The organism is Pantanalinema sp., from assembly GCA_036704125.1.
GTDB lineage: Bacteria > Cyanobacteriota > Sericytochromatia > S15B-MN24 > UBA4093 > JAGIBK01.
On sequence record DATNQI010000093.1, the window covers coordinates 1 to 10,031 of the forward strand.

General features: G+C 70.0%; 10 protein-coding genes. 4 read left to right on the forward strand and 6 right to left on the reverse strand.

The window, feature by feature from the left end; translation table 11 throughout:
• Nucleotides 1-104 precede the first annotated feature (104 nt).
• The gene (locus V6D00_14585; GenBank protein HEY9900399.1) at nucleotides 105-296 is read left to right on the forward strand and encodes a hypothetical protein; all 192 of its coding nucleotides are present in this window, start codon (nucleotides 105-107) and stop codon (nucleotides 294-296) included.
• A 62-nt stretch (nucleotides 297-358) separates the two neighbouring features.
• Here V6D00_14585 and V6D00_14590 read toward each other — a convergent pair whose 3' ends face one another.
• Nucleotides 359-967: a peptidylprolyl isomerase gene (locus V6D00_14590; GenBank protein ID HEY9900400.1), complete on the reverse strand. Its 609-nt coding sequence runs from the start codon at nucleotides 965-967 to the stop codon at nucleotides 359-361.
• A gap of 116 nt (nucleotides 968-1,083) precedes the next feature.
• Between V6D00_14590 and V6D00_14595 the strand changes: the two genes are divergently transcribed.
• The gene (locus V6D00_14595; GenBank protein HEY9900401.1) at nucleotides 1,084-2,022 is read left to right on the forward strand and encodes a hypothetical protein; all 939 of its coding nucleotides are present in this window, start codon (nucleotides 1,084-1,086) and stop codon (nucleotides 2,020-2,022) included.
• Here V6D00_14595 and V6D00_14600 read toward each other — a convergent pair.
• From V6D00_14600 to eda, 5 genes are all read right to left on the reverse strand, one after another.
• Nucleotides 2,006-3,166, reverse strand: a complete 1,161-nt coding sequence (locus V6D00_14600; GenBank protein HEY9900402.1) for a SpoIID/LytB domain-containing protein — start codon at nucleotides 3,164-3,166, stop codon at nucleotides 2,006-2,008. The two genes, V6D00_14595 and V6D00_14600, sit on opposite strands and share 17 nt — an antisense overlap.
• 58 nt (nucleotides 3,167-3,224) lie before the next feature.
• Complete coding sequence (locus V6D00_14605; GenBank protein ID HEY9900403.1) at nucleotides 3,225-3,980, reverse strand: fumarylacetoacetate hydrolase family protein; 756 nt, start codon at nucleotides 3,978-3,980, stop codon at nucleotides 3,225-3,227.
• Complete coding sequence (locus tag V6D00_14610) at nucleotides 3,977-4,831, reverse strand: MBL fold metallo-hydrolase (GenBank protein HEY9900404.1); 855 nt, start codon at nucleotides 4,829-4,831, stop codon at nucleotides 3,977-3,979. Before V6D00_14610 ends, V6D00_14605 begins: the two co-directional genes overlap by 4 nt.
• A gap of 96 nt (nucleotides 4,832-4,927) precedes the next feature.
• A complete protein-coding gene (locus V6D00_14615) occupies nucleotides 4,928-5,701 on the reverse strand; it encodes a hypothetical protein (protein HEY9900405.1) in 774 nt (257 codons plus the stop codon).
• Between the two features lie 91 nt (nucleotides 5,702-5,792).
• Complete coding sequence (gene eda, locus V6D00_14620; GenBank protein HEY9900406.1) at nucleotides 5,793-6,446, reverse strand: bifunctional 4-hydroxy-2-oxoglutarate aldolase/2-dehydro-3-deoxy-phosphogluconate aldolase; 654 nt, start codon at nucleotides 6,444-6,446, stop codon at nucleotides 5,793-5,795.
• A gap of 123 nt (nucleotides 6,447-6,569) precedes the next feature.
• Here eda and V6D00_14625 point away from each other — a divergent pair, with 123 nt between their 5' ends.
• Both V6D00_14625 and V6D00_14630 read left to right on the forward strand, forming a co-directional pair.
• The gene (locus V6D00_14625) at nucleotides 6,570-8,267 is read left to right on the forward strand and encodes a DUF4932 domain-containing protein (protein ID HEY9900407.1); all 1,698 of its coding nucleotides are present in this window, start codon (nucleotides 6,570-6,572) and stop codon (nucleotides 8,265-8,267) included.
• 71 nt (nucleotides 8,268-8,338) lie between these two features.
• Nucleotides 8,339-9,862 (forward strand): alpha-amylase family glycosyl hydrolase, encoded by a 1,524-nt coding sequence (locus V6D00_14630; GenBank protein HEY9900408.1) that lies wholly within the window; start codon nucleotides 8,339-8,341, stop codon nucleotides 9,860-9,862.
• The last annotated feature ends 169 nt before the right edge of the window (nucleotides 9,863-10,031 follow it).

Sequence of the window (10,031 nt, forward strand, 5' to 3'; positions counted from 1 at the left end):
TTCTCGCGCGGCGCGCAAGTTTAACGCGCGGGGAGCTATACTTAAATCAAGTTTAAGGAATCACCCGAGAAGTTTAATCTCGCCGACCGAGGAGGATCCCTGCCGTGATCGAGCGCCTTCCCGCCCACGCCCGTAGCAAGCGCCCCATGACCTTCGCCTACACCCGCCCCCTGTCGCCGGCGGACGTCTCGGGGATCACGGGCCTGCTGGCCGACGAGGGGATCCCGGCCCGGCGCGCCGAGGGCAAGGTCGAGCGCTTCTTCGGCGCCCTCAGGGCCCGCTTCGCCAAGCGCTAGCCTCCGGTTTCCAAGCGAACAGCGCCCCGGCTTGCCGGGGCGCTGTTTTTGCTTGGAAAGGCTTACTTGACGAGGGTGACCTTGAGCATCTTGTCGGGCTTGGCGGGGTTCGCCCCGGGGCCCTCGGTGGCCTGCAGCTTGTCGACCACGTCCATGCCGCTGATGACCTGGCCGAAGACGGTGTAGCGGCCATCCAGCGAGGGCAGGGGCTGGAAGCCGATGTAGAACTGGCTGCCGCCGCTGTTGGGGGCCATGGTCTTGGCCATGGCGAGGCTGCCCCGGATGTGCTTGAGGCTGCTGTCGAGCTCGTCGGGGATGGTGTAGCCGGGGCCGCCGCCGCCCGTGCCCTCGGGGTCGCCGCCCTGGGCCACGAAGCCGGGGATGACCCGGTGGAAGACCAGGCCGTCGTAGAAGCCCTTCTTGACGAGCTTCTCGAAGTTGGCGACGGTCTTGGGGGCCTCCTTGGGGAAGAGCACCACGGTGAACTTGCCCTTGCTGGTGGTGAACTGGACCTTGGAGCCGAGCGTGACCTTGTGGCCCGCGGCCTTCTCCACCTCCTGGATGGCCTCCGGCTTGGCCTCGGTCTTGGCCTGGGCCTTGGCTTCGGCGGCTCCCGCGCTCGCGAGCATGGCGGCCAGGGAGAGAGGGATGGCGAGGGTTCGCAGCGACATAGGAGCCTCCTGTATGGGGGGAGCGGACGCGCCATTATAGAAGCGCTCGGCCAGGGGTGTAAAGGCCGCATCCTTGGGGAACATTGGGCTAACACGCGCGGCTAGAAGGATTGGAAATGAGCGGACCCAAGAACCCATCGCCCCCCAAGCCGGGAAAGGGCTTCAAGCTCACCCTTCCCAAGTTCAAGCCGCCGGCGCTGCCCGCGGTGAAGCTGCCCGCCCCCCCCTCCCATTTCGACGGGACCTTCCTGCTCGCCATGGTGCTGGTCGGCGGCCTGTCCGCGGGCTCGGCGGCGATCGCCGTGCGCTTCGCCATGCCGAGCCAGGTGGTGATCCAGCGCCCGAGCGATGCCGACCAGGAGCACGGCCGCTCCTACAACCCCGCGGGCTTCCCCGACATCACCACCGGCCCTAACGTGACCTCGGACTACAGCCTGACCATGGAGCGTCCGGTCATCGCCGAGACGGCCTACGTCCATCCTCAGGCGAGCGTGATCGGCTACGTCACCCTCGGCGAGCGGGTCCTCGTCGCCCCCCAGGCCTCGATCCGCGGGGACGAGGGCAAGAACATCCAGGTGGGCGACGAGTCGAACGTCCAGGACGGCGCGGTCATCCACGCCCTGCCGACCGAGGTGAAGGGCGTCAGCAAGATGGAGCACCGGGTGGTGGTGAACGGCCAGGAGTACGCCGTCTACGTCGGCGATCGGGTGACGCTCGCCCCCCAGAGCCAGGTGCATGGCCCCTCGGTCGTCGGCGACGACGCCTACATCGGCATGCAGGCCCTGGTCTTCAAGGCCCGCATCGGCGCGGGCTGCGTCCTGGAGCCGCGCGCGGGGGCCATCGGCGTCAACATCCGGGAGGGCCACTACGTGCCCGCCGGGGTGGTCGTCACCAGCCAGGAGCAGGCGGACGCTTTGCCGGCCATCACCCCGGGCTACGCCTACCACGACGCGGGCGCCCAGGCGGTGAAGGTCAACACCCAGCTGGCCGAGGGCTACCGCAACCTCTACCCGGGGGGCTACAAGCCGCAGGGCGCCCTCAGCGAGGGGCCTTGACCAGGAGGCCGTCGCTGAGGGTCGTCTGGCCGTAGTAGTGGCCCAGGATCTGGTCGTAGGAGTAGCCCATGTCGGCCATGGCCTTGGCCCCCCACTGCGACATGCCCACCCCGTGCCCCCAGCCGCGCCCCGCGAAGGCGAAGGTGCCGTCCTGGGCGCGGGCCACGTTGAAGAAGGTGCTGCGCAGGCCGAAGGCGAAGCGGAGCTTCTCGCCGCCGACCTCGGCGGTGCCTGAGGTCCCGGTGAGCCGGGCCCGCTTGAGGCGCCCCGAGTAGCTGCGCTCCAGGGGCTCGATGTTCACGAGCTCCCCGATGGAGAGCCCCAGCTTGGCGAGCGCCTGGGCGCTGCGCTCCGCGCTGGCGGTGGCCTCCCAGACGTAGCGGGGGCTCTGCTGGTCGAAGTCGGGGACGGGCTGCAGGTAGGGGATGGCCTTGCCCCACACCTCCTGGCTGGACTCGGTGAAGCCCCCCGAGGAGTCGCTGTAGAAGGCGTCGATGGGCTTGCCGAGGTAGGTGAGGATGCGGCCGCGGGTCTCGTCCACCGCCTGGTTGGTCGAGGGGCGCTCCAGCTTGGCGCCCCCGTAGGCCTGGCTCACCACCGTGGCCTTGAGGTCGTAGCCCAGCGCGTTGAACTGCCCCATGTGCGCCACGGCGTAGGTGCGGGCGGCGACCGCCTGGGCCTTGAGGGCCTCGGGGTGCCAGCTCGGGATCACCTCGGCCGGCACCACCCCGTACAGGTAGGCTTCGAGGCCAAGCTCGTTGACGACCGCGAGGGCCCCGCTGCCGGCGCGCACCTCGAGCTCGCCCCGGTAGGTCTTGCCCGCGACCGAGACGCGCACCTCGGGCGAGGGCGCGTCGGCCCTGAGGCGCAGGGGCCCCCTGGCGCTCGCCGTGGTGCCGTCCGGGAGCGACACCTCGAGGCTGTCGCTCGCCTGGGTGACGACGATCGGGGCGCTGGCCGCGAAGCGGGCGACCATACGCTCGCCCTCGAACAGGGCCGACGGGACCGTCACGCCGAGGGTCGCCGATGGGGCGGCCTCCACCACGCCGATCCGGATGAGGCGATCGCCCTCCTGGGCGAGGGCCCCGGGGGCGGCGGCGAGAAGGCAAAGGCCCGCGGCGAGCAGGAACAGGGGCTTGTGCATGGGGTTTATTCTAGCACTTGCCAGCCGATCGGGGCACGCTCGGCCGCGGGCCGGCGGGCTAATCCCCGAGGCGCTCCACGGGGTTGCGCAGCGTGCCGAGCCCCGTCACCTCGACCTCGATCGTCTCGCCGGGCCGCATGGCGCGGGTGTGGCCGGGGGTGCCGGTGAAGATGAGGTCGCCCGCTTCCAGCGTCAGGTAGCGGCTGGCGTAGCTCACGACGTGCCCCACGTCGAAGATCAGGTCCGAGAGCGGCGCTTCCTGCAGCACCTCGCCGGACGCCCGCGTCCGGATCACCGCGCCCGGCTCGAGGGAGGGCACGATCCATGGGCCCACGGGGGCGAAGGTGTCACAGCCCTTGGCGCGCCACCACTGGCGATCGTTCGCCTGCCACTGGCGCTCGCTGACGTCGTTGCCCAGGGTGTAGCCGAAGATGCAGCCGAGTGCCTCGTCGGGCGCCACGTCGCGTGCGCGCTTCCCCATCACGACCACCAGCTCGCCCTCGAAGTGGGCGTCGGTGGCGTCCGGTGGCAGGAGGATGCGCGCGTCCGGCCCGACGAGGGCCGAGGGGGGCTTGTAGAACAGCTCGGGGCGCGCAGGGGCCGGCCGGCCCTGCAGGTGCGAGCGATAGTTGAGGCCCACCGCGAGGATCTTGCCCGGGGTGGCGGGGGCGAGCAGGCGCAGCCCCTCGAAGGGGACGGTGCGGCCGGTCGGCGCGAAGGAGCCGATGTCGCCCGAGAGGACCCGCACGGTCTCGGCGTCCAGCTCGCCCCAGGCGGTCTTGCCGTCCAGCTCGAAGCGGATGAAGCGCATCATGCCTGCACCATCGCTTCTGGAGCATCCAGGCGCTCGATGAGGTTGCCCGCCTCGTCCCAGCGTCCGGCGAGGATCGAGGGGTCGTGGTAGAAGGTCAGCCACCAGCCCTCGGCCTTGGCGCGTTCGATCCAGTGGGCCTTGGCGGCGATCGAGTCCATGGGGTAGTCGTCGTAGGCCATCACCCACAGGGGGTTGAGGTGGGCGTGGGTGGGCAGGAGGTCTCCCAGGTGGAGGGCGGTCTGCCCCTCGGACTGGATCAGGATGGCCTGGTGGCCCTTGGTGTGGCCGCCCGTGGGGATCACCCTCACCCCCGGCACGATCTCGCGCTCGCCGTCCGCCGGGTCGATGAGCCCGAGTACCTGCATGGGCTCCCAGTTCTCCGGCCAGTAGGCATGAGCCGAGCGGATGTTGGGGGAGAGGGCCTCCTCCCACTCGGCGCGCTGCATGACGTGCTTGGCGTTCGGGAAGGTGGGGCGCAGCGTGCCCGTCTCGTCCCGGTAGGTGCCGCCCGCTGCGTGGTCGTGATGCAGGTGCGAGTAGAGGACGTAATCCACCTTCTCGGGAGAGACTCCCGCCGCTTCGAGGCTCTCGCGCAGGGTGGGGGGCTGCTCGAGCTGGAAGATGTCGTGCTGCTTGGGGGTGAGCTTGGTGCCGTAGCCGGTGTCCACCAGGATAGTGGCGTCGGGGGTCTCGATCAGCAGGGTGTTGAGCGCGAGGCGGATGTAGTTACGCTCGTCGCAGGGGTAGCGCTTGGTCCAGAGGGTCTTTGGGACGACCCCGAACATGGCGCCGCCGTCGAGCTTGTACGCGCCGTCGCTGAGCCACCGGAGCCGAATCTTGCCGAGTTGCATGGCTTCTCCAATCCGAAGAGGGGGCGGGCCCTTCCATTGTAGCGCCAAAACGAAGGCGCCCCTCGCGCGAGGGGCGCCGGTGGCCGAGAGGGGGGGCTACTTCGCCTCGGCCTTCTTGCGATCGTCGCGGATCTTGCCCAGGGCGAGGTCCGCCCCCATCGACAGCAGGCCCGCGCCCAGCGCGATGCCGCCCGCGACGGCCCCGCCCACCCCGGTGGGGGCGAGGAAGAGAGCGGCGGTGCCGGCGCCGGCCGAGAGGGCCGACAGGCCGGCCTTGACGTTGGCGAGCACCTTCTCGGTGCCGGTCGCCTTGGGGTCCTGGTTGGTCTTGACGGCGTCCGCGATGTCGAAGCCCGCGACCACCACGCCCGCCACCGGCGCGACGCGGCCCAGGCCCTTGACCATGGGGGCCACGTAGCGGCCGTGCTCCATGGCGTGGGCCACCGCCACCCCCGCCCGGCTCCGCGCGAGGTAGCCGCCGATCTGGCTCATCCGGCCGCCGCTGCGCATCAGGCGGCCGAGAACCGGGAGTTGCTCGAGCTCGTCGACCTTCGAGGCGATCTTGAGCCCCTCCTTGACCCCGTCGGCGGCTCCCACGGCGTCGGCGACCGTCTTGGCGACGGGGGTGTCGTCGGCTTTCGCCTTGGGCTTCTCGGCGCCTGCGGCTTGGGCGGCGGCAACCGCCGCCTTGAGGCGGTCCTGGTCGCTGGTGGGCCGGGTCGCGACGTTGAGGCGATCGGTCCTGGGCCTGAGGGCGGGCTCGGGCCTGGGGCCTTCATGGGGCGATTCGAGGGTCTGGGTGCGCGGCTTGATGGGGCCGGTGGGACGCCCCGCGCGCTGGGGGGTGCCGTTGCCGTCGATCGTCGCCATGGAGCGGTCCTCAAGTCAAATCAAAGGGGCGGTGCGAATGGATAAGTTATGCCCGTAAGCGAGGGTTCCTCGGCGGGAGGCAACGATCATTTCAAGCGCGCTTAATCGTTTCCAAACAATCCGGTCGCGCGATCGCCAGCAGCTCGGCCGCCCGGCGCGCGATCTCGCCCGCGTCCCGGCGCGCGACGGCCGCGCGGTCGAAGAGGCAGGTGGCCACGCCGGCGGCGACGGCGCCCGCCGAGAGGTAGGCGGCGAGGTTGGTCGCGTCCACGCCGCCGGTCGGCATCAGGGGCAAGAAGGGAAGGGGATCCCGCACCAGCTTGAGGAAGCGAGGCCCGCCCAGCGCCTCGGCGGGAAAGACCTTGACGCAGTCGGCCCCCAGTTGGTGGGCGCCGAGCATCTCGGTGGGGGTCGCCGCCCCCTGGGCCACCCAGGCCCCGGCCTCGCGACACGCCGCCACGATGCCTGCGTCGGTGTGGGGCGAGACCACGAACGAAGCCCCCGCGTCGAGGGCCGCGCGCGCCGTCTCGGCGTCCAGGACGGTGCCCGCTCCCACCAGGCCGCCGCGCGCGGCGACGTTCCGGATGGCCGAGAGGGCGCCGGGGGTGGTCATGGTGATCTCGACGAGCTCCAGGCCGCCCGCCTGGGCCGCCGAGGCGGCCCAGGCGGCTTCCTCGGCGTCATGGGCGCGGATGACCCCGAAGAGCCGGGTTCGTTCGATCGAGGCGAGGAGGCGCTGGCGCACGAGGGCTCCTGATGGTGGCAAGGGTGCCTTGTGATTCTAGCAGAAAGCGAAGAAGCGATGATTTGGCCCTCGCCGGGGTACGAAGGAAGGGAACACCGTCTCGATCCTGTCCCCGGAGGTTTCATGAAGTCCCGGCGCTGGGCGATCGCCACGATGGCCGCCATGCTCACTTGTTCCACCCTCCCCGCTCGCGCGCAGGAAGCCCTGCCCTTGTCGACTCCCTCGGCGCAGCCCGGGGCCGAGGCGCCGGGAAGCGAGCTGCAGGCACTCGAGGTCCGGGTCGATCCTCGCCTCGAGCTCGTCACCACCCTCGTGGCGCTCGGCGCCTGGGGCAAGGAGAACGCCGAGATCGCAGGCTCGGCCCACGCGCTCGATACGCAGCAGGCCTTCGCCCGTCACGCCGCTCACCCGGCGGTTGAGGCGATCAGCGCCTTTCTCCGGGCCGACGCGGGGGGGCTGCGCCCCCTCATGCGCCTGGCGCTGACCCTCGATTCCACCCTCGCCCAGGCGACCCCCGTCCCGGCCGAGCTGGCCCTCTCGCTCGGCGGCAGCGAGGCCGCGCTCACCCTGAGCGCCCACCTGCGCCAGTTCGCGGCCGACAGCGGCTTTCTGGCCTTTTTCGCCGCGCGCCGCCCCACCTACGCCAAGCTGGAGGCGCGCGTCGCCCAGGCCGTCGCCAAGGCCGATCCCAAGGCCCGGGTCGAGGGCTTCTACGGCGTCGCCTATCCCCGCTTCACGCTGGTGATCGCCCCTCTGGCCCCGCGCGACGCCTCGGGCGAGGCGCTCTTGGCCGAGATGACCCCGGACGGGCCGCTCGTCGTCCTGCGCCCCGACGGGGTGACCAAGGACAAGCTCGCCGACTTCAAGGAGGAGGCCCCGGGCTTCGGCCGCGGCCTCGCGCACGCCTTCGGGCACGCCGTCCTGCCCGGCCTCCTCGCCGAGCACGCCGAGGATCTCGCCTTGAGCTCCGCGCTCATGGCGCCCGTGGCCGAGGACATGAAGGCTTCCGGGTGCGCCGGCTGGCCCGAGGCGGTGGCCGAGCACCTGCTGCGCGCGGTGGACGCCCGGTTCCAGCAGGCGGACGGCGAGGTGAAGCCGGCCCAGCTCGCCCTGCGGACCAACGAGCGCACGGGCTTCGCCTACGTGCGCGAGCTGTTCACCCAGCTGGCCAACTACGAGGCCAACCGCGCGGCCTATCCCGGCCTCTCGGCCTTCCTCCCCCGGATCACCGCCAAGCTCGCCTACCTCAAGGACATGGGGGCCGCCGACGACGTGGCCAAGCGCTATCGCTCGTTCCAGGGCCCGATCCCCCGCGCCAACGACCGTCGCTTCTTGCCTGTCACGGTGCTGGTGGCCCCCGGCCCCTCCGACGCCAAGGTGCGCGCGGCCACCCAGGCCTCGCTCCAGGAGACCAAGGCCTTCTTCCGCAAGCGCTTCGGCCAGGAGGTGGCGATCGTCACCCCCGAGCAGGCCGCGACCCTGGACCCCTCGAAGGTCGCGTTCGTGGTCTTCGGGACCCCCTGGTCCAACCCCTTCCTGGCGGCACTGCTCAAGTACATCCCCCTCAAGGTCACCAAGGACACCATCCAGCTCGGCGACAAGCAGTTCGTGGGCAAGAACCTGCGCCTGGTCACGGCCTTCTCGAACCCCTACAATCCCGCCTTGCCCATGCGGATCGTCACCAGCAGCGAGGACGGGGGGATCCCGGGCCTCTTCGCCCTGCCCACGGGGCCCTTCGACTACACCCTCTCCCACGGGGACGCCCTCATGGCCCAGGGGGACTTCGTCTACGATCTCAAGGGGAAGTGGAACCTCCGCTAGCAAGATCTCCGGGGCAAATCCCTAAAATCATCTTAAGTCACGCTTAAGATCGGATTTCGAGGGAGCGACGCATGCGCAAGCGGTTCGGGAAGGCCCTGCTCGCAGGGGCGGTTTTGCTGTCGGGGTGCGGCCTTTCCCCCTTCCAGAGCGCCGGGGCCAAGGACCAGGGAATGCGCGCCCAGGCCCTTTCCGGAACCCCCGGCTGGGCCAAGAACGCCGTCTTCTACCAGATCTTCCCCGAGCGCTTCGCCAACGGCGATCGCGCGAACGACCCCAGGGGCGTCGAGCCCTGGGGCGCCACGCCGACCTTCGACAACTTCATGGGCGGCGACCTGGACGGGGTGACCCAGAAGCTCCCCTACCTCAAGGAGCTGGGCGTCAACGCCCTCTACTTCAACCCGGTCTTTTCCAGCAGCAGCAACCACAAGTACAACACCCGCGACTACATGCACGTGGATCCGGCCTTCGGCGGCGACGCGGCCTTCTTGCGCATGCTCAAGGCCGCCCACGGCCTGGGCATGAAGGTGATGCTGGACGGGGTCTTCAACCACACGGGCGACGACAGCCCCCTCTTCCAGGACTGCAAGGAGAAGGGCGAGAAGTCGCCCTACTGGAACTGGTACTCGATCTGGGGCTTCCCCGTGACCACCACCCCGAAGCCCAACTACAACGCCTGGTGGGGCTTCGGCACCCTGCCCCAGCTGAGGGCGGCGAGCAACCCCGAGGTCCAGAAGTACCTGTTCTCGGTCGAGGAGCACTGGCTCAGGCAGGGCATCGACGGCTGGCGCCTGGATGTGCCCAACGAGATCGACAGCGACGACTTCTGGCGCACCTTCCGCAAGAAGGCCCGGGCCATCAACCCCGAGGCCTACATCGTGGGCGAGATCTGGGAGGATGCCGATCGCTGGCTGCAGGGCGACCAGTTCGACAGCGTCATGAACTACGTCTGGCGCAAGCACATGCTGGGCTTCTTCGCCCACGGCACCATGAACGTGGACCAGTTCGACGGGGGCCTCGAGGCGCTGCGCAACAAGTACGCCCCCGAGACCACCCAGGCCATGTTCAACATCCTGGGCTCGCACGACGTGCCGCGCTTCCTGAGCGAGGCGGGCGGCGACGTGAGCAAGCTCAAGCTCGCGGTCCTCTTCCAGATGACCTACCCCGGCGCGCCGGTCGTCTACTACGGCGACGAGATCGGCATGCAGGGCGCCAAGGACCCCGACAACCGCCGCGCCTTCGAGTGGACCCAGAGCCGCCAGAACCGCGACCTGCTGGGCTTCTACAGGCAGCTCATCGCCCTGCGCAACGCCAACCCCGTCCTGCGCACCGGCGCCTTCCGCTCGATCCGCCGCCACAACGACCTGGGCCTCTTCGGCTACGTCCGCGAGCTCGGCCAGCAAAAGGTGGCGGTCTTGATGAACAACAGCGCCTCGGCGCGGGAATGGTCGCTCGACGTGAGCTCGGCCTTCAGCGACGGAACCAAGCTGAGCGATCCCTTGACCGGACAGGCCTACGCGGTCCAGGAGGGCCACGTGCCCCTCAAGCTGGCACCCAAGCAGGGCATCATCCTGATGCCCGTCGCCTCGCGCCGCTAGCGCCCGCGGCTTTTCCGCAGGGCAGCGAGAGATAGGGGCAGCGTAGGTATGGCGAGCGTGAGCGCCATCTCTCGCTGTCCCGAAGGAAAGACTTTTGCGCTAGGAACCAAGAAGCCCCCTCGCGAGCGAGGGGGCTTCTTCGCGCTCACTCGTTCAGGTTGCGGTAGCC

What these genes read in the sequence shown, in the direction of transcription:
- V6D00_14590 (HEY9900400.1), bottom strand. Translation starts at nt 967, where the DNA reads ATGTCGCTGCGAACCCTCGCCATCCCTCTCTCCCTGGCCGCCATGCTC.
- V6D00_14595 (HEY9900401.1), top strand. Translation starts at nt 1,084, where the DNA reads ATGAGCGGACCCAAGAACCCATCGCCCCCCAAGCCGGGAAAGGGCTTC.
- V6D00_14600 (HEY9900402.1), bottom strand. Translation starts at nt 3,166, where the DNA reads ATGCACAAGCCCCTGTTCCTGCTCGCCGCGGGCCTTTGCCTTCTCGCC.
- V6D00_14605 (HEY9900403.1), bottom strand. Translation starts at nt 3,980, where the DNA reads ATGATGCGCTTCATCCGCTTCGAGCTGGACGGCAAGACCGCCTGGGGC.
- V6D00_14610 (HEY9900404.1), bottom strand. Translation starts at nt 4,831, where the DNA reads ATGCAACTCGGCAAGATTCGGCTCCGGTGGCTCAGCGACGGCGCGTAC.
- V6D00_14615 (HEY9900405.1), bottom strand. Translation starts at nt 5,701, where the DNA reads ATGGCGACGATCGACGGCAACGGCACCCCCCAGCGCGCGGGGCGTCCC.
- V6D00_14625 (HEY9900407.1), top strand. Translation starts at nt 6,570, where the DNA reads ATGAAGTCCCGGCGCTGGGCGATCGCCACGATGGCCGCCATGCTCACT.
- V6D00_14630 (HEY9900408.1), top strand. Translation starts at nt 8,339, where the DNA reads ATGCGCAAGCGGTTCGGGAAGGCCCTGCTCGCAGGGGCGGTTTTGCTG.